Below are 17389 nucleotides of genomic sequence, written 5' to 3'. Positions count from 1 at the left end.
CCCAAGATGCCGGGTAGGGATGGAGACTCCCGAAATGTGGACTAGTTCGTAACCTCGGGCGTGTCCACCACATTCGTTCCGGCGATGGCGTCCCGGGCTGCCCGCCGCAGCTTCTTGTCTGACACCGCCCGCTCCCCTACAGCACCGGGAGTCCAGGCATTGACATCCTCTTCGTTGAATTCGGTCTTGGACGGCCGCCGCTTGACCGAGATGCCCGTCACACCGTCGGCGAGCCGGCGGGTGACCAGCAGGAACCCGGTGTGGGCCACCATCCGGTGGTCCGGCCGGACCGCGAGACCCTCAAGGTGCCAGCCGCGGACCAGCGATTCCCAGGCGTCAGGTTCAGTGAAGCGGCCGTCGGCGCGGATCGCCTCGGCCGTACGGGAGAGCTGGGTGACCGTGGCTACGTAGTTGATCCAGACGCCGCCGGGCGCAAGCACGGTGGCGACGGCGTCGAGGCATTCCCAGGGCGCCAGCATGTCCAGGACCACGCGGTCCACGGAGCCGGGCTCTTCAGCCTTGACCACTTCCTCCTGGAAGTCGCCGAGCGAGATCTGCCATGCAGGATGCGGGCCGCCGAAGATGGTCTCCACGTTTCCCCGGGCGATGTCCGCAAACTCTTCACGCCGCTCGAAGGAGTGCAGGTAGCCGTTGTCCCCCACGGCGCGGAGCAGGGAGATGGACAAGGCACCGGAGCCGACGCCGGCCTCCACCACGCGGGCCCCGGGGAAGATATCCGCCATGGTCACGATCTGGCCGGCGTCCTTGGGATAGACCACGGCGGCGCCGCGCGGCATGGACAGCACGAAGTCGGACAGCAGCGGGCGCAGGGTCTGGTACTGCTGGCCGACGTTGTTCACCACAACGGAGCCGTCCACCTTGCCGATGATCTCATCGTGGTTCAGGAAGCCCCGGTGCGTATGGAAGGCGCCACCGCGTTCAAGCGTGATGGTATTCATGCGGCCACGTTCGTCGGTGAGCTGGACACGCTCGCCTTCCCTGAAGGGGCCGCGGCGACGGGCGGCTCCCACCGGCTGCGAGCCGCTGGCGGCAGCACCGGCTTGCGCTGCTCCGGTGGCGTCGTTGACGGCAGTTTCGCTGCTCATGATGTTCCTCGCTCCTGTAAACCTTTTGTGCCGCGGCCAAAGTGCCCACGGATATTGTGGCCCCTGGCGGCGGCAATGCACGACCGGCAGGTAACTCTACCGGTTCTGGCCCTGCGGGTGCCTATCGGTGCGCTGGCGCCTCCCTGTGATGGCCGCGAGGACAACGTCCTGGGTGAGCAGCCCGGTGACTTTGCCATTGTGGTCCACCACTGCGTAGTGCCGTCCCTCAACCTGCGAAAGAAACTGGATCAGCTCCTGCCCCTTGGACCACTCGGGAACATAGGCTCCCGCAGCCAAGGGAAACGAAATGGCGGTGACTGGCGTCGAATCGGCTGCGGCGTCGGGCACCGAGGCCAATGCGCCGGGGTCCACCACACCCTGCGGCCGGCCGTCCGGTCCGCACACCACCACGGACTTCGTTCCTTCTGCCGCCAGGCGGAGGGCGTCACGGACAGTGCCCGAGGCAGGCACCCCAACGGCCGGCGTCGACAATCCCGCTGCGCTGACCAGCGGCAGCCGTGCCCGCAGCGTGCCCTGCTGGATGGAAGCCGAGGCACCCATCCACAGGAAGCCGCCCACCAGGATGGTGATCATCAGGAGGCTGAAGTCCGGCTGGTCGCCGGCGAGGTAGGGGCGAAGGAGGAACCAGTAAGCGATCGCCAGGACGATGATGCGCCCACCCCAGCCGGCTGCCACGGTTCCTTTCGCCTGGCTCCCGGTGGCCTTCCACACGATGGATTCGACAATGCGCCCACCGTCCAGCGGCAGGCCCGGCAGGACATTGAAGACGGCGATGAGGAAGTTGGCCCACATGAAGATGTTCGTCAGGATCTCGGCGACACTTCCCAGGCTGTTGGTGCCCAGGACCAGCCAGGCTCCGCCGGCGAGGACAAAATTGGCCGCCGGTCCGGCCAACGCCACCAGGACGGACCGGCCGGGGGAAGACGTGAAGCTCTCGAACTGGGTGTGCCCGCCCCAGAGGTTGAGGACGATCTTCTGGGTGGGCCATCCGTAGATTTTCGCCGTGAGGGCGTGCGCGAGTTCATGGACCAGCACCGAGAGCAGGAGCAGGACGGCGTAGGCGAAGGCCACGAGATAGGCGCTCATGCCCAGCATGGGGTTGTTCCGCGCCAACACGGGCCCGTACGCGATGACGGTGAAGGCCGCGATCACAAACCAGGAGTAAGCAAGCACGACAGGAACGCCGGCAATGCGTCCCAGCGGGATGCCGTCACGGCGTCGTCCCGTGGTGCCCGGCGGGGTGCCCGGTTCGGTGTCCCGCTGAGTGCCTGGATCAGCCACGGGAGTCACCAGCGGCGGTGGCGGCCGGCACCGTTGCCTGCGCCCCGGGGAGCAGGGCTTCAAGCTCCACCAGGCCGCGGCCGGCCAGGGAGTCCCAGAGTGCGTAGCTGCCGTCGTCGGGCAGTGGAACGATGTGCGGGACAGCCACCGTGGCGACGCCGGAGGCTACGGCCGCGGCCACGCCCGGTACGGAATCCTCGAGGGCAACGCAGTGGTGGATTCCGAGATCAGGATCGCTTTCCTGGAGCAGTTCGACGGCGGTCAGGTAGGCCTCGGGGTGCGGTTTGCCCTGGGTCACGGTGTCACCCGTGACCAGGACTTCAAAGTAGGGGCGGGGAAGGCTGGCCACCACTTGGCGGGCCAGCGGCCCCTCGGACATGGTGACCAGGGCGCAGCGCACGCCTGCCAGGTGCAGTTCTTCGAGGAGTTCCCGGGCGCCTGGGCGCCATGGCACCTGCTGCTGGACGCTGCTGATGACCTGGGCGGTCAGGGCGTCGATGATCTCGCGGATTTCCAGCTCGACGCCTGCCTGCTGGAGCAGGCCGGCGGAGAACGTCAGTGACTGGCCCACCAGTTGCATGGCCTGGTCGTGGCTCCAGGTGCCGCCATGGGCCTCCACCAGGGCACGCTCCGCGGCAATCCAGTATGGCTCGGTGTCCACGATGGTTCCGTCCATGTCCCATAGGACAGCTTTGAGCGGGGAACCGGTGGCAGGAAATCGCATGACGCCAGTCTACGGGGCGTGGCTGGGCGGAGGCTGTGGGCTACGCCCTTGGCGAATATGACGCAGGCGGGGTGCCCTTTGCGCCGGTTAGCGGCGATTTGCGGCGCTTCATTCCATGCACGAGTGCGCACCTTGGACGTAGGGTGAAGAAATGAATAGCTTCGAGGGAGACACCGCCGAACAAGGTGCCGGACCCGAGCGGGAACGGTTCCTGCAGCCGGTGGCTGACGGACAGCGCGTAACCGTAATGCTTGCCGCCTTTGAAGGGTGGAACGACGCCGGAGAAGCGGCCAGCGATTCGCTGCGGTACCTGAACAAGTTGTGGGGTGGCAAGAAAGTCGCATCCATCGATGCGGACGAGTACTACGACTTCCAGTTCACGCGCCCCACGGTCCGCAGGAACTCTGCCGGTGAACGCAAGATCAAATGGCCTTCCACCAGGATCTACAAAGCCTCGGCGCCCAACTCCAACGTGGACGTCATCTTTGTGCAGGGAACCGAGCCGTCCTATAAATGGCGCGCTTACACCGCGGAGTTGCTGGTCCATGCAGAGGCTTTGAAAGTGGACTACGTGGTGCTGGTGGGTGCACTGCTGGCGGATGTTCCGCACAGCCGCCCGATTCCGGTCAGCACCTCGTCCGATGACGCCCAGCTCCGGGAACGCATGAACCTGGAAGCCTCGCAGTACGAAGGCCCGGTGGGGATCGTGGGGGTCCTGTCCGAGGTGGCACTGCTGGCCGGGCTCCCCACCGTATCGTTGTGGGCCGCGGTGCCGCACTACGTGGCACAGGCCCCCTCCCCCAAAGCCCAGCTTGCCCTGCTGCACCGCATCGAGGAACTGCTGCAGGTGCCGCTGGACACCCACGAGCTGGCGGAGGAGGCGGACGCCTGGGAGCGCGGCGTCGACGAGCTGGCCACCGAGGACCCGGAAATTGCTGCCTACGTCCGGCAGCTGGAGGAAGCCAAGGACACCGCCGACCTTCCTGAGGCCAGCGGCGAGTCCATTGCCCGCGAATTTGAGCGGTACCTGAAGCGGCGGGGCCAGGACCGGCCCTGACATTAAAAGGGACAGGGGCCGGGCCGGGAGGAATCCCGTGCCCGGCCCCTGTCTGTTTGCTGACGTGGAACCGAAGCCTAGAGCCGGATGCCAAGAAGGGCGTCCACCGCGTCCCTGACCAGGCTGCTGTCGGCGGGACTGGCGGCAGCACCGCCGTCGTTCGCTGAACGTGCCCAGCGCGAGACTGCGGCGACTGCGGCGGGCGCGTTGAGGTCCGCTGCCAGCGCCGCCCGCATGTCGGCCAGCAGTTCGCGGCCCGAACCTTCCGGGGCGTGGTCGAGGGCCTTACGCCACGCTGCAAGGTCTGCCTTGGCAGCGGTGAAGCCTTCATCCGTCCAGGACCAGTCGGAACGGTAGTGGTGGGCCAGGATGGCAAGGCGGATTGCTGCCGGGTCTTCACCGGCGGCGCGAAGCCTGGAGACCAGCACCAGGTTGCCCTTGGACTTGCTCATCTTCTCCCCGTCGAGCCCCACCATGCCGGCGTGTGCGTAGTGCCGGGCAAGCGGTACCCCGGCCAACGAGTATGCATGGCCGGCACCCATCTCATGGTGCGGGAAGATGAGGTCCGAACCGCCTCCCTGCACCGTGAAGGGCGAGGGCAGGTATTTTTGGGCGATCACTGTACATTCGATGTGCCAGCCGGGCCTGCCCGCGCCCAGGCTTCCACCGGGCCAGCTTGGCTCGCCGGGCCGTTCCACCCGCCACAGCAGCGGATCAAGGGCCTGCCGCTTCCCGGCGCGGCCCGGGTCTCCGCCGCGTTCGGCAAAAAGCTCCAGCATGGTGCTTTCGCCAAGGTGGGAGATGCATCCCAGGGACCAGGCATCAGGTGCCGTTGACTGCTTGCCGGCCGCTTCGACGTCGTAATAGACATCCCCGTCGGGTTCGCCGTTGCTGCCGGGAACCTGGTAGGCCAGCCCCAGGCTGACCAGCCGCTCCACCTCGGGGACGATGAGGCCAATCGACTCCACGGCCCCAACGTAATGGTCCGGCGCCAGGACATTCAGCGCCTCCATGTCCGTCTGGAAAAGTTCAACCTGCTCCGCCGCGAGGTCCTGCCAGTCGACTCCGGTGGCAGTGGCGCGTTCCAGCAGGGGATCATCCACGTCCGTGACGTTCTGCACGTAGGAGACCTCGCTGCCGGCGTCCCGCCACGCGCGGTTCAGCAGGTCAAAGGCCACATAACTGGCGGCGTGGCCCATGTGGGTTGCGTCGTAGGGAGTGATGCCGCAGACGTACATGGACGGCCGTGCTTCCGGTTCCAGCGCCACTTCGCGGCCTGCCGCGGTATCGAACAGCCGGATGGCGGGCATGTTTCCGGGCAGGGCAGGAACGGGGCGGGAAGTCCAGGATTTCACAAGCCAAGCCTAGTCCTAGGCGCTGATGACGCCGAAACCGAGCAGGAGGAACAGGGCCAGCCCCAGGAAGATCCGGTACCAGACAAAGAGCCGGTAGCTGCGCGTGGATACGAACTTCAGGAACCAGCCGATGATGACATAGCCCACCACCAGGGCGATCACGGTGGCAAGGGCAGTTTCCGGCAGGCCGAACGGGCCGGAGATGCCTTCCTTGGTCACCACCTTGTAGAGCTGGTACAACCCGCTGCCGAAGACCGCGGGGATGGCGAGCAGGAAGGAGTACCGCGCGGCGGCTTCGCGCGTGTAGCCCATCAGCAGGCCCGCGGTAATGGTGCCGCCGGAGCGGGAGACGCCGGGAATCAGTGCCAGGGCCTGGGCCAGCCCATAGAGGATGCCGTGCTTGTAGGTCAGGTGCGCCAGGTCCCGTTTCTGGGCCCCCACGGCGTCGGCCACGGCGAGGAAGAGCCCGAAGACGATCAGCATGGTGGCCACGATCCACATGCTGCGCAGTACCGATTCGATCTGGTCCTGGAAGAGCAGGCCCAGCACGATGATGGGCAGGCTGCCCAGGATCACCAGCCAGCCCATGCGGACGTCGGGATCCTGCCGCGGCACCTTGCCTGTGAGGGACCCGGCCCAGGCCTTGACGATCCGGACGATGTCGCGCCAGAAGAAGATCAGCACGGCGGTCTCCGTGCCGAGCTGGGTGATGGCCGTAAAGGCCGCCCCCGGGTCCTCCGCGTTGGGAAGGAACTCCCCCACGATCCGCAGGTGTGCGCTCGATGAAATAGGTAGAAATTCGGTCAGTCCCTGCACAAGGCCCAGCAGGGCCGCTTCAAACCAGTTCACGCTAAGACCCTACGGCATGGCGGTGGTGCATCTGCCCGTAAGCTTGCTGCTATGCAGCAGCGTTACGTCGGCAACAGTGGATTGCGAGTTTCCGCCCTCTCCCTGGGCACCCGGTCCTGGGGTGGGGAAACTGACGAACAGGACGCGTCCGAGTTGCTGCGTACCTTCCTCGATGCGGGCGGCCGGCACGTGGACACATCGGCGTCGTATGCGGGCGGGGGCTCCGAGGCCATCCTTGGCTCACTCCTGGGTGATGTGGTGTCCCGCACCGAAATTTCCATCTCCACCAAGGCAGGGATGACGACGCCGGACGGGCGCCGCGCGGTGGACACGTCACGCAATGCGATGCTCACCGGACTTGATGCGAGCCTGGCCAGGTTGGGCACGGAATATGTGGACCTCTGGTTTGCTGAGGCCTGGGACGGCAACGTTCCCCTCGATGAAACGCTGGCTGCGCTGGAATTTGCGGTACGCACCGGCCGGGCGCGGTACGCCGGAATTTCGAACTTCAGGGGCTGGCAGGCTGCGAAGGCCGCAGCCACCAGCAGTGTGCCCCTGGTTGCCGTCCAGGCGGAATATTCATTCCTTCAGCGGACGGCGGAGGCGGAACTGATCCCTGCCGCCGAGGATGCCGGGCTTGGGCTGATGGCGTGGGCTCCGCTGGGCCGCGGCGTCCTCACCGGGAAGTATCGCGGCGGCATCCCCGCCGGGTCACGCGGGGCGTCGGCCAGCGAATCGGCCTACGTCGAGCCTTACCTGGAGGAGAAGCCGTCGCGCATCGTGGATGCGGTATGCATGGCGGCCAACGGCCTGGGCCGGACTCCCCAGGACGTCTCACTGTCATGGCTGCTGTCACAGCAGGGAGTTGCCACCGCCATTGTCGGCGCCCGCACGCCGGTGCAGTTGAAGGAACTCCTGGACGTCCAGCCCGCACCGCTGCCACCGCAGATTGCGCGGGCTTTGGAGGATGTCTCCGCCGCTTTCTGAGTTCCTGCCCCGGCGCGGCTATTCCTCGACGATTTCCAGGTCCTCGTCCTCGTCCACGTCGGCTTCCTCGTCCTCTTCGTCCTCGTCGTCAAAGACCTGCAACGGGGTGACCTCGTTGTAGGCCTCGTACAGCGCGTCCTCGTAAACTTCGAAGGCATCGGCCACTGCGAAAAAAGCTGCCTCAACGGAGGGGTCACCGTCCCCGCGGCGGTTCGATGCTGCTATAAGGTGTTCTTCCAAAGCGGTGGTCAGGGACGAAAGCGCGACACGCGGATCGATGCTCATGACTTCACGTTAGCCGGAAAAGGACGAAAATGGAGAGCAAATGAAGGAACAATTTCTCACCAGCTCGGTCCAGCGGGAACGGGATTATTTGCGGCAGTACGAGTACCTCGTGCTGACCGTCAGCCCTGATGATTCCCTGCCGGAGGCACGCCGCCGCCTGGTGGAACACTCCGAATACGGCAAGTGGGAACTGGAACGCAGCAAGCTGTACGTGGGCGGCGGCAGGCGCTTTTGGCTGCGGCGCCGGGTGATGCAGGTCCAGCGGACCGTTTAGGAGTCGTGTTGTCCAGCGGACCGTTTAGGAGTCGTGTGATCCAGCGGACCGTTTAGTCCTCCAGCGGGCCCAGCCAGGCGTTGGCCACCGTGTTGTGGGCAGACTCGTCGTCGGAGGGGTGGAACATGCCGGCAAGCACGTCGCGGTAGAGCCGCTCCAGTTCCGAACCCCTGAAGTAGCTCGATCCCCCGCTGACGCGGATGGCCAGGTCCACAACGCGCCGCGCCGTTTCGGTGGCATTCACTTTCAGACCCACCAGTTTGGGGAACCACTGGTTCCCGTGGTCGGCCAGGGCATCGACGTCGGCGGTGACAGCCCTGAGCTGTGGGTAGAGGTTGTCCATGGCCATGGCTGCCTCAGCAACTTTCCAGCGGATGTCAGGGTCCTGCGCGTAGCTGCGTCCGCCGTTCTTGAAAGACGTGCGGCGCTTTACAGTTTCTACACCCACGTGCAGCGCCCTTTCGCCCAATCCGGCGTAGACGGCGGCCAGGAGGCTTTCGAAGCACGCGAAAATCGCGAATACCAGCGGGTCGGCGTTGGGACCCACGGGCAGCTTGCGGAAGATCCGGTCCGGCGGAACGGTCGCACCATCAAGGACAGTGGTGGCGGACTGGCTTGCGCGCATGCCCAGGGTGTCCCAGTCGTCAATGATCCGCTAGCCGGCCGTTTCACGGTTGATGAACCCGTGGACGAGTTCCCCGGCACCGTCCCGGGCTGCGGCGTCCTTTCCGAAAATCCCCAGCCGGGTCCACGCCGGCGAGAGGCTGGTGAAGATCTTGGTCCCGGTGAACGAGTAGCTTCCGTCCGGATAAGGTGTGGCCGCGGTCCTTGAGTCGAAGAGGACTGAGTCGTTGCCCGCCTCCGAGTTGCCGAACGCGAAGACCTCGCCCTGCGCCGCTTCCTTGAGCACGAAGGCCAGGGAGTGGTCGCCGCGGGCTGCGAGGACGTGCGCGACGCCGGTCCACACCAGGTGCATATTGACGGCAAGCGCGGTGGCAGGGGCCGCCGTTGCCAGCCTGCGCTGGCACTGCGCTGCCGCCTCGAGCCCAAGCCCCGCGCCGCCGTCGGGTACTGGAACGAAAAGCTTCAGGTACCCTGCAGCCGCAAGCTCCTGCAGGTCCTCGTGGAAGAAGGCGTTGTCCCGGTCGTATCCTGCGGCGCGGCCGCGGATGCGTTCCAGGAGCCCGTCCGGCAGCAGGTCCTCTGGAGTCACGGCAGGTCCCCTCAGTAGTTGGTGAGCAGGGTGTTCAGCACCCGGGCACCGAACTTGAGGGAGTCCGCCGGCACACGTTCGTCCACGCCATGGAACATGCCGGTGAAGTCCAGCTCCTCGGGGAGCATCAGGGGCGCGAAGCCGTAGCCGGTAATGCCCAGCCGGCTGAGCGACTTGTTGTCCGTGCCGCCGGACAGTGTGTAGGGCAGCACTTTTGCACCGGGGTCCTCCTTGTGGAGGGCATCAATCATCGAGTCCACCAGGTTGCCGGCGAACGGGACCTCCAGCGAGACGTCGTTGTGGACGTAGCTGACGTCCACTCCACTGCCGGCAAGCTCGCGCACGATCTCAAGGACCTGCTGCTCCTGGCCCGGCAGCGTACGGCAGTCAACCAGGGCCTCGGCAGACTCGGGGATGACGTTGTGCTTGTAACCACCCTTGAGGAGCGTGGGGTTGGTGGTGTTCTGCAAGGTGGCGCCGACGAACCGGGCCACGGTGCCAAGCTGGTTGAGCAAAAGCTCCGGGTTGTCGGCGTCGAACTCCACGCCGGTGAGTTCGGTCACTCCATCAAGGAACTGGCGGGTGGTGGGCGTGAGTTCAATGGGCCACTTGTATTCGCCGATGCGGGTTACGGCGGCGGCGAGGCGCGTGACAGCGTTGTCCGTGTTGATCTGGGAGCCGTGGCCGGCCCGGCCGTGGGCCACCAGCCGCAGCCACGAGATGCCCTTCTCCGCCGTCTGCAGCAAGTAGGTCCGCTGGCCGCCGATTGTTGCCGAGAAGCCACCCACCTCCGAAATGGCCTCCGTGGCGCCCTCGAAAAGTTCCGGGCGGTTGTCCACGGCATAACGTGCGCCATAGACGCCGCCGGCTTCCTCGTCGGCGAAGAACGCGAAGATGATGTCCCGTTTGGGTTTCCTGCCCTCCCGGGCAAAACCCCGCAGCACAGAAAGAATCATGGCGTCCATGTCCTTCATGTCGACGGCGCCGCGGCCCCAGATCAGGCCATCCTTCAGTTCCGCGCCGAACGGGTCCACAGACCACTGGTCACGCAGGGCGGGGACCACGTCCAGGTGGCCGTGGACCACCAGTGCGCTGGCGGAAGGGTCCTCCCCTGCCATCCTGGTCACGACGTTGGCGCGGCCAGGGGCGGATTCGAAGATCTCCGCCTCCAGGCCCACTTCCTCGATAAGGCCTGCCGCATACTCTGCTGCCGCCCGCTCCCCAGGTCCTGACCCGTCGCCGTAGTTGGAGGTGTCGATCCGGATGAGTTCCTGGCAGATCCGGACAACTTCATCCTCGGGCAGGACGTCAGGCATTGGTGGCTCCTTGGTAGGGAATGACTGGTTGGCACGAGCTGAATCGCTGCCCTCAGCCTACCTACTTGGCTCGATTCGTTGTTCCCGGAAAGTCATGTTAGAGTTTTTCTCGCTGCTTCGGAGAGGCGCGAAACGCTGAAAAGCGCACACGCTTCCCGGAATACCACCTGCGCGGGTGGCGGAATGGCAGACGCGCTAGCTTGAGGTGCTAGTCCTCGAAAGGGGGTGGGGGTTCAAGTCCCCCTCCGCGCACAAGAGTGGTGAGTAGAGTCACCACCGTAAACACCCTGGTCTTCGGACCGGGGTGTTTTTCTTTGTGCTGATTCCGGGCCGGAGCTTCGGGCCGAAGGCGTTTGCCGCACTGAGCGCGCAGGGGCGTTCCGGAAGTTATAACCGCGGCGGCTACTGCGTGCCAGTCTTGAGCGAAACTTGCGGCCAACGTGGGCTGTCATTTAGGAACGGGTTTTACCGTTAAGGACAAGATCCTGCCGCTGGGGCAGGGTCTTATACATGGGGACAGGGCCGGCGGCCATGGCATCTCTGAGACCGGATGCCGCCCCCCAACCGCCGCCGGCCCATACCCCCTGCAGGACGTCAGGCGCGCGCTGTAACCCAACGCGGCGCCCGATGACTTTCCAGGGACGGCAGGCCGTTCGGGGAAACGCCCGGGGGAATGCCATCACGCCAAACGGGCCTTCACGATCTCGCTGATGGCCTTGCCGTCGAAGCGGCCGCCGATTTTGGGGGTTACTGATTTCATCACTGTGCCCATGGAGCGCATCGTCAGTTCGGTTCCGTCCGCCTTCAGGCCGGCGATAACCCCGTCCACTATGGCTTCGGCTTCCTGGCGGGTCAGCGCTTTGGGCAGGTAGGCCTCAATGACCTCAGCCTCGGCGATCTCTGCCTGCGCCCGGTCATCGTGACCGGCCGCCGAATACGTGGCGGCGGTGTCCCGGCGCTTGGCCGCTTCCTTTTGCAGCAGCGCCGTGACCTGCAGGTCGTCGAGCTCGACCGGCGTCTTGCCGGACTTCTCCCGCGTTTCGATTTCGCCCAGGACGTTGCGCACAGTGGTCAGGCCCAGCTTGTTGCCGGCCTTCATGTGGACGATGACATCGCCCTTCAGTTTTTCCTTCAGTGACATGGACCTGACTCATTCCTTCGTTGGTTATGGAGCTGGTTGGTGATTGAGCTGTAGGTACGGCGTGGCTCTTGGAGCGGCCTTATCCCGCCCTGCGCATCGCGCCGGTGCTTGCCGCCGCCGAGTGGACTGCAGCAGGGAGGATCTTGCCCAAGCCTATTCCCAACGTGGCAGTGGAGCGTTGCTGGTTTCAATCTGTCTGGAGCCGTCTGCACGGGGCGGAGGTAAACGCACGGGCGTAGGTTAGTTTGGAAACGCAGTGGCCTGCCCCCGGGCCCCGGAAGGAGCGCCACGTGGACAGCATGGTTGGCAAGTGGTTTCTGAATCAGGCTGAGCGGGGAAACCCTGCCTCCGACGTCCAAGGGGCTGGTACGGAGTCCGGCCCCTGGTCTGAAGGAAACCTGGTACGTCCCCTGATTCACGGAGCAACATACTTCTCCAGGCTGCATGAGGAGCTGTCTGCGCTGCAGGCGGGAGACCAGGTATGGTTCACCGACTGGCGTGGCGATGCCGATGAGCAGTTGGAGGCGAACGGTACGACCATTGGCGCGAAGCTCGCCGGGCTGGCCCGGTCCGGCGTGGAGGTACGGGGCCTCGTCTGGAGATCCCATGGTGAGCGCGTGTCGGCCCCTATCAGTGGCCGCTCCAACGAACTTCTCAGCCGGAAGATCAACGACTCCGGCGGGGAGGCACTGTTGGATCAGCGCGTCCGCCTCTTCGGCTCGCACCATCAGAAACTGGTGGTCATCCGCCGGCGTACCGATCCCTCCCTCGATGTGGCGTTCGTGGGGGGACTGGACCTCTCACACAGCCGCCGTGATGACGCCGGCCATGCGGGAGACCCCCAGGCAGTGGAGATGGATTCCCGTTACGGGCAGAGGCCCCCATGGCACGACGCCGCCCTTGAGCTGCGCGGCCCGGTCGTTGCAGATGTGCTGGCCGTATTCGCTGAACGGTGGAACGATCCCCACCCGCTGGACCGGCGGACCCCGTACCGGATGCTGTTGCAGCGCCTGGCCCGGATGCCCAGGCACCCCAAGCCGCTCCCCGAGTCCGCTCCTCCCCCACCTCCGGCAGGCCCGCACGCCGTGCAGCTGCTGCGCACTTACGGCCTGAAGCATCCGCCATTCCCCTTCGCCCCACACGGAGAACGGACCATAGCGAAGGCTTATGCAAAGGCGTTCGCCCAGGCCCGTTCGCTCATCTACATCGAGGACCAGTATCTGTGGTCAACAGAGGTGGCAGCGGGGATCGCAGCCGCCCTGCAACGCAACCCCGGGCTGAACGTGATCATCGTGGTTCCCAGGTACCCCGACACTGATGGCTTTCTCAGTGGACCGCCCAAGCGCTTGGGGCAACTGCGCGCCATCGGCATGCTCCGCCGGGCCGCGCCGGACAGGGTGGGCATATTCGACCTGGAAAACAGCCAGGGAACCCCGATCTACGTCCACGCCAAGATCTGCATCATCGACGACACCTGGTTCACCTGCGGGTCAGACAACTTCAACCGGCGCTCCTGGACCACTGACAGTGAGCTCACCTGCGCCGTGATGGACACATCCGCCGACGGCATGCTGCCTGCAGGCTCCGGCACCCTGCCCACCCGGCCACTCGCCACGGAGCTGAGGCTCCAGCTCTGGGCCGAACACCTGGGCCTGGAGCTGGACGACCCACAGCTCCAGGCCACCACCGCAGGTCTGGAGCTGTGGAACAGCACCGCCGATGCCCTGGACCAGTGGCACCGGGCCGGCCGCAGTACGCCCCGACCGCCAGGGCAGGTGCGCCACCATGCCACGCAACCCGTCCGGCCACTCCATCGCCTCTGGGCGGATCCGGTCTACCGCTTCATCGTCGATCCGGACGGCCGCCCCCGGGGTCTCCGCGGCACGGACCGCTTCTAGCGGTTAGGTTGGAGCGGTAGGGATGAGCATCCGGACATGGGAGAAGACGTGAAGGCAATCGTGTACCAGGCAACGGGTCCCTCCTCGGTGCTGCAGCTCCAGGACAGGCCATTGACGGAGCCAGGTCCCGGTGAGGTCCGGGTCCGGCTGGTGGTGTCCGGCGTGAACCCCACGGACTGGAAGTCTCGTGCCGGAACGGGTGGCAGGAAACTGGACGTCACCAAGGTTCCCAACCAGGACGGAGCCGGCGTTATCGACCAAGTGGGCGCAGAGGTGGCGGGTTTCAGCCACGGCGACCGTGTCTGGCTCTGGGACGTGGCGTGGGGCAGCAACGAAGGTACGGCGCAGGAGTACGTCGTGGTGCCGGCCCACAAAGTTGTGGCACTTCCCGACGCCGAATCCTTTGACACCGGCGCTTCGCTCGGGATTCCGGCCCTCACGGCCCACCGTGCCCTGACATCGAATGAGGACGGTCCGGCCACGCTCTCGCCCGGCGCCCTGGCGGGTCGAACCGTGCTGGTCACCGGCGGTGCAGGCGCCGTGGGCCATGCTGCCATCCAGCTGGCGCGGTGGGCCGGTGCCACCGTCATCACAACCGTCAGCGGAGAACGGAAAGCCGAACTCGCCCGCCGCGCAGGCGCCGGGACGGTCATCAACTATCGGAAGGACGACGTCGTCCGCGCCGTTCAGGAGGCAGCGCCCGGTGGGGTGGACATCATCGTGGACGTCAACGCGCCGGCGAACATCGATGCCGACCTGCACGTTCTCAAGACTGGCGGGACCATCTCGATTTACGCGGCCAACCCCGGAGAATCGCTCACGGTTCCGATCCGCGAAAGCATGACCAAGAACGTCCGCTACCAATTCATCCTCACCTACACGGTCACGGACGGGCAGAAAGAGAACGCGGTAGCCGGCGTTGCCGCGGCACTCGCGGCAGGTGCCCTTCGGGTGGGCGAGGAACATGGTCTGCCTCTTACCCGGTTCACCCTTGAGGACACTGCGGCGGCCCACGATGCCGTGGAACAGGGAACCATCGGAAAAGTGCTTATCGACGTCACGCCGGCACCCTGAAAAGCCCCTGGGCCTCACCTGGCCAGGCGGTCCCTGGCAGCATGTTCAACCAGGACCGGTACGAACGCGCGGACCCTGCCTGCATCCAGCAGGCTGTGCTCCTGCTGCACCACATCCTCGATGCGTTCGCGGGGCAGTGCGGGAAACCTTGCCGCAAGCCGGTCCACCACGTCAGTCAGTGCCCGCAACTCTTCGCTTACTCCCATCGGGAAAGTGTCAGGGTTCCGAAGAAGCCCGTCAAGACTTGACTGGCAGGCAGCAGCGCAACACCGTCAACGGACGACGGCGGGCGCCAGGCCGGGTGCGGTATGCCGGCCGGGTGCTCCACGCCGATGCACCCGGGCACGTCCCGCCGTCGTCAATGCGGGTGCAGCCTACGCGAGTGCCGGTCCCGCCCTTGGGGATGGGAACCCGCTGCGACGGGGCGATACTCGATCCGCCGCTTCTCCGTCCGGAGGTCGCGCCGTTCCTGCCGGCGCGCCTTCCTTTCGGGCCGGTCAATGGCAGACAGGATGGTCAGCGCCACGATGACCCACAACAACGCCGTCCCCAACACCAAGGCAATTTCCAGCTCAGTGCTCATGCACACAATTTTAGGCCCCCGGGACCCAAGCCGACCCCTGCAGACCCACACTATGGGGCGCAAATCCGCAGCGCTTACAGCAGGCCCAGCCCCCTGACCGCAGCCATGACGTCGGGCACCTGGATTGCCAGCAGCGCGGGGTCCGGCTGCGCCGCGAACGTGTCCCCGCGCCGCAGCTCCGTGCGGGTCAGGACCACATGGGGCCCAGGGGGCGGACCCCAGATTTCGGGTGGGGCCGGACCAAAAAGCACCACGGAAGGAGTGCCGTAAGCGGATGCCAGGTGGGCGGCGCCCGTGTCGGCGGAAACCACCAGGCGTGCGGCGGCGATGGTGGCCGCGAACTCTCCGAGGCCCAGGACGCCGGCCAAGACGGTGGTCCCCGGGAGCCCCGCAAGGCGGCACACTTCGTCAGCGCGTTCCCTCTCCCCTGCGCCGCCGGTGAAAACCACCTGGTGGCCGGCTTCCGCGAGGGCCGCTGCCACCGCCGCGAAGCGGTCCGCCGGCCACAGCCTGCTGCCATAGGCGGCCCCGACATGCAGGACTGTCGCACCGGGGACGGGGCTGGGGACGTGCGGCGTATTCAGCTTTACGTCCAGTGGATCCGCGTCGATGCCATGCCACTCCAGGAGCTTTACCCAGCGTTCGCGTTCGTGCAGTTCCGGCCGCCACGGCGGGCCGTCCCGGTGGGCGCTTCGGTGGCCAACCGTATGCCTGGCTTTCAGCGCCTCAATCCTTCCCTGGCTCTCCGGGCCGCTGCCGTGCAGGTTGACGGCAACGTCCACTACGCCGGGTTCCATCGCCAGCGGCTCGTCCAGCCCATGCGTAGGGAACAGCTCATAACCGCCCACCAGCCCCAAAGCTTCTGCCAGCCATCCCTGCGCCGCATAGCGCAGCCGGTGTTCGGGAAACGCCCGCCGGATACCCTTCAGGGCAGGTACGGCCACCAGCAGGTCGCCAAGCTTCAGGGCGCGCAGGACCAGTAATTCCGGTTTGCCGTCAGCGGGAAGCGGATCGGTGGCAACGCCCGCCGTCCCGGTGCCGCTCATGCGTCCTGCTTTGCGTAGGCCGTGGCGGTGAGGCTGCGGACATCCTCGTACACCTCCGGCACCCCGATGCCCGCTACCGCAGAATCGTCATGGGCGCAGCGGGGTGCCGTCCAGCCAACCTGGGTCACGTCTATCCCGCACGTGGGGCATGCTGTCACCCAGGAGGCATGCACGCGGTGCAGGCTCCTGCCCAGCGCTCCGGCGTTGATCACGTTCCCGGCCCAAAAGATGCCGACCGTGGGGACGCCCAGGGCCTGGGCAAGGTGCCGTGGACCGCTGTCGTTTGCCACCACAACGCCGGCTTCCGCCAGCAGGGCCACAAGCCCTGCCATGTCCAGTGCGCCGGCTGCGGAATCGACGGCCGCCGATCCGGCCCGGTCCGCGATCGCCTCCGCGAGGTCCTGCTCGCTGCTGTCACCGATAATGACCACCCGCGAGCCGTCCGCTGCGCAGGCAGCGGCAAGTTCGGCGAACTTGTCAGCAGGCCAACGACGGCGGGGGTCGGTGGCGCCGGGATGGATCACCACCAGCGGCTGGCCGGCGGCGCCGTCTAGGGCTTCGTGTGCGGCTCCCCCGCCGGCGGGCGCCAGCCGGGCTTCGAGATCGACCGGGAAGGCACCAGCGAACCCGGCCACTTCCAAAGCCCGGAGCGGTTCGTGCTGGTAGTAAAGGTAGGGGACGGTGCGCTCGAGGCTGGCTGCATCGGCAGTCCGGGTCCCGACGGTATGACGGGCGCCGAGCCTTAGCAGGAAGGGGTTTGAATAGCGGCCGCCGCCATGAAGCTGGACAGCCAGGTCGAAGGTGCGGCCCCGCATGTCCGCAAAGAAACGGTCCAGTTCAGCTGCCTCTTCCTGCCCAGGCCTGACTCCTTCGGCGAAAGGCAGGACCACCACCTCATCCACGGGGCTTTTCACCGCCTCCAGCAGCGCCTTGTGGATTGGTGTTCCCAGCAGCGTGATGGTTGATCCCGGATAAGCCACCTTCAGTGCTGCCATGGCCGGGATGGCGAAAATCAGGTCGCCCAATCCTCCGCCGCGCAGGATGACAATCCTGGACACGTCGGTGAACTTGTCCAGCACAGGACCGACGCCCACGCCGATTTGTCCTGCACCGCCGAACTCTGCGGTGAGTTGTTCCACACACTGCCCCTTCCGTCATGCAGGGGGACCAGTACCCTGT

The 17389-nt window shown here is 66.0% G+C and carries 17 protein-coding genes, 1 tRNA gene and 1 pseudogene; 6 read left to right on the top strand and 13 right to left on the bottom strand.

Annotated features, from left to right (window positions below; translation table 11 throughout):
• Nucleotides 1–41: 41 nt before the first annotated feature.
• From FB478_RS02380 to FB478_RS02370, 3 genes are all read right to left on the bottom strand, one after another.
• Entirely contained in the window at nt 42–1106 is a 1065-nt protein-coding gene (locus tag FB478_RS02380) for a tRNA (adenine-N1)-methyltransferase (RefSeq protein ID WP_018771122.1), read from the bottom strand.
• Nucleotides 1107–1202: 96 nt separating this feature from the next.
• Nucleotides 1203–2408: a site-2 protease family protein gene (locus FB478_RS02375; RefSeq protein WP_018771123.1), complete on the bottom strand. Its 1206-nt coding sequence runs from the start codon at nt 2406–2408 to the stop codon at nt 1203–1205.
• Nucleotides 2401–3132, bottom strand: a complete 732-nt coding sequence (locus FB478_RS02370) for an HAD family phosphatase (RefSeq protein ID WP_026266054.1) — start codon at nt 3130–3132, stop codon at nt 2401–2403. Before FB478_RS02370 ends, FB478_RS02375 begins: the two co-directional genes overlap by 8 nt.
• Before the next feature lie 151 nt (nt 3133–3283).
• Here FB478_RS02370 and FB478_RS02365 point away from each other — a divergent pair, with 151 nt between their 5' ends.
• Nucleotides 3284–4189 carry a PAC2 family protein gene (locus tag FB478_RS02365; protein ID WP_018771125.1) on the top strand — a complete coding sequence of 302 codons (906 nt, stop codon included), beginning with the start codon at nt 3284–3286 and terminating at the stop codon, nt 4187–4189.
• A gap of 77 nt (nt 4190–4266) precedes the next feature.
• On the opposite strand, the gene mshC is transcribed toward FB478_RS02365, so the two are convergent.
• Nucleotides 4267–5544, bottom strand: a complete 1278-nt coding sequence (mshC, locus tag FB478_RS02360; protein WP_134164736.1) for a cysteine--1-D-myo-inosityl 2-amino-2-deoxy-alpha-D-glucopyranoside ligase — start codon at nt 5542–5544, stop codon at nt 4267–4269.
• A 15-nt stretch (nt 5545–5559) separates the two neighbouring features.
• A complete protein-coding gene (locus FB478_RS02355) occupies nt 5560–6393 on the bottom strand; it encodes an undecaprenyl-diphosphate phosphatase (protein ID WP_144599737.1) in 834 nt (277 codons plus the stop codon).
• 51 nt (nt 6394–6444) lie between these two features.
• Between FB478_RS02355 and FB478_RS02350 the strand changes: the two genes are divergently transcribed.
• The gene (locus FB478_RS02350; protein ID WP_018771128.1) at nt 6445–7380 is read left to right on the top strand and encodes an aldo/keto reductase; all 936 of its coding nucleotides are present in this window, start codon (nt 6445–6447) and stop codon (nt 7378–7380) included.
• A gap of 18 nt (nt 7381–7398) precedes the next feature.
• Here the strand turns inward: FB478_RS02350 and FB478_RS02345 are convergent, their stop codons facing one another.
• Nucleotides 7399–7665, bottom strand: coding sequence for a hypothetical protein (locus FB478_RS02345; protein ID WP_018771129.1), 267 nt, complete (start codon nt 7663–7665; stop codon nt 7399–7401).
• 40 nt (nt 7666–7705) lie between these two features.
• Here FB478_RS02345 and FB478_RS02340 point away from each other — a divergent pair, with 40 nt between their 5' ends.
• Complete coding sequence (locus tag FB478_RS02340) at nt 7706–7939, top strand: DUF5703 family protein (RefSeq protein ID WP_018771130.1); 234 nt, start codon at nt 7706–7708, stop codon at nt 7937–7939.
• 52 nt (nt 7940–7991) lie between these two features.
• On the opposite strand, the pseudogene FB478_RS02335 reads toward FB478_RS02340, so the two are convergent.
• Nucleotides 7992–9152, bottom strand: a pseudogene (locus FB478_RS02335) (acyl-CoA dehydrogenase family protein).
• An 11-nt stretch (nt 9153–9163) separates the two neighbouring features.
• Nucleotides 9164–10468: a M20/M25/M40 family metallo-hydrolase gene (locus tag FB478_RS02330; RefSeq protein ID WP_142072918.1), complete on the bottom strand. Its 1305-nt coding sequence runs from the start codon at nt 10466–10468 to the stop codon at nt 9164–9166.
• 169 nt (nt 10469–10637) lie between these two features.
• On the opposite strand from FB478_RS02330, the gene FB478_RS02325 reads away from it, so the two are divergent.
• Nucleotides 10638–10720: transfer RNA gene (locus FB478_RS02325), tRNA-Leu, on the top strand.
• 427 nt (nt 10721–11147) lie between these two features.
• On the opposite strand, the gene FB478_RS02320 is transcribed toward FB478_RS02325, so the two are convergent.
• Nucleotides 11148–11609 (bottom strand): GatB/YqeY domain-containing protein, encoded by a 462-nt coding sequence (locus FB478_RS02320; RefSeq protein ID WP_018771133.1) that lies wholly within the window; start codon nt 11607–11609, stop codon nt 11148–11150.
• A gap of 299 nt (nt 11610–11908) precedes the next feature.
• Here FB478_RS02320 and FB478_RS02315 point away from each other — a divergent pair, with 299 nt between their 5' ends.
• Nucleotides 11909–13507: a phospholipase D-like domain-containing protein gene (locus tag FB478_RS02315; RefSeq protein WP_261377356.1), complete on the top strand. Its 1599-nt coding sequence runs from the start codon at nt 11909–11911 to the stop codon at nt 13505–13507.
• Nucleotides 13508–13555: 48 nt separating this feature from the next.
• A complete protein-coding gene (locus FB478_RS02310; RefSeq protein ID WP_144600030.1) occupies nt 13556–14581 on the top strand; it encodes an NADPH:quinone reductase in 1026 nt (341 codons plus the stop codon).
• Between the two features lie 14 nt (nt 14582–14595).
• Here FB478_RS02310 and FB478_RS02305 read toward each other — a convergent pair whose 3' ends face one another.
• From FB478_RS02305 to FB478_RS02290, 4 genes are all read right to left on the bottom strand, one after another.
• Complete coding sequence (locus FB478_RS02305) at nt 14596–14787, bottom strand: three-helix bundle dimerization domain-containing protein (RefSeq protein WP_018771136.1); 192 nt, start codon at nt 14785–14787, stop codon at nt 14596–14598.
• A gap of 152 nt (nt 14788–14939) precedes the next feature.
• Nucleotides 14940–15164, bottom strand: a complete 225-nt coding sequence (locus FB478_RS02300) for a hypothetical protein (protein ID WP_018771137.1) — start codon at nt 15162–15164, stop codon at nt 14940–14942.
• A gap of 74 nt (nt 15165–15238) precedes the next feature.
• Nucleotides 15239–16210 (bottom strand): glycosyltransferase family 9 protein, encoded by a 972-nt coding sequence (locus FB478_RS02295; protein WP_134164741.1) that lies wholly within the window; start codon nt 16208–16210, stop codon nt 15239–15241.
• A complete protein-coding gene (locus FB478_RS02290; protein ID WP_144599735.1) occupies nt 16207–17349 on the bottom strand; it encodes a glycosyltransferase family 9 protein in 1143 nt (380 codons plus the stop codon). Before FB478_RS02290 ends, FB478_RS02295 begins: the two co-directional genes overlap by 4 nt.
• Nucleotides 17350–17389: the final 40 nt, after the last annotated feature.

Origin of the sequence: Arthrobacter sp. AG367 (assembly GCF_007828995.1) — a bacterium.
In the GTDB taxonomy this organism is placed as follows: domain Bacteria; phylum Actinomycetota; class Actinomycetes; order Actinomycetales; family Micrococcaceae; genus Arthrobacter.
This window is presented reverse-complemented; position numbering and strand designations above follow the sequence as displayed.

Bases quoted from the DNA above. Each gene is read 5' to 3' on its own strand.
- FB478_RS02330 (WP_142072918.1), bottom strand. From the start codon at position 10,468: ATGCCTGACGTCCTGCCCGAGGATGAAGTTGTCCGGATCTGCCAGGAA.
- FB478_RS02380 (WP_018771122.1), bottom strand. From the start codon at position 1,106: ATGAGCAGCGAAACTGCCGTCAACGACGCCACCGGAGCAGCGCAAGCC.
- FB478_RS02340 (WP_018771130.1), top strand. From the start codon at position 7,706: ATGAAGGAACAATTTCTCACCAGCTCGGTCCAGCGGGAACGGGATTAT.
- FB478_RS02305 (WP_018771136.1), bottom strand. From the start codon at position 14,787: ATGGGAGTAAGCGAAGAGTTGCGGGCACTGACTGACGTGGTGGACCGG.
- FB478_RS02350 (WP_018771128.1), top strand. From the start codon at position 6,445: ATGCAGCAGCGTTACGTCGGCAACAGTGGATTGCGAGTTTCCGCCCTC.
- FB478_RS02300 (WP_018771137.1), bottom strand. From the start codon at position 15,164: ATGAGCACTGAGCTGGAAATTGCCTTGGTGTTGGGGACGGCGTTGTTG.
- FB478_RS02315 (WP_261377356.1), top strand. From the start codon at position 11,909: ATGGTTGGCAAGTGGTTTCTGAATCAGGCTGAGCGGGGAAACCCTGCC.
- FB478_RS02345 (WP_018771129.1), bottom strand. From the start codon at position 7,665: ATGAGCATCGATCCGCGTGTCGCGCTTTCGTCCCTGACCACCGCTTTG.
- FB478_RS02365 (WP_018771125.1), top strand. From the start codon at position 3,284: ATGAATAGCTTCGAGGGAGACACCGCCGAACAAGGTGCCGGACCCGAG.
- FB478_RS02295 (WP_134164741.1), bottom strand. From the start codon at position 16,210: ATGAGCGGCACCGGGACGGCGGGCGTTGCCACCGATCCGCTTCCCGCT.
- FB478_RS02370 (WP_026266054.1), bottom strand. From the start codon at position 3,132: ATGCGATTTCCTGCCACCGGTTCCCCGCTCAAAGCTGTCCTATGGGAC.
- FB478_RS02320 (WP_018771133.1), bottom strand. From the start codon at position 11,609: ATGTCACTGAAGGAAAAACTGAAGGGCGATGTCATCGTCCACATGAAG.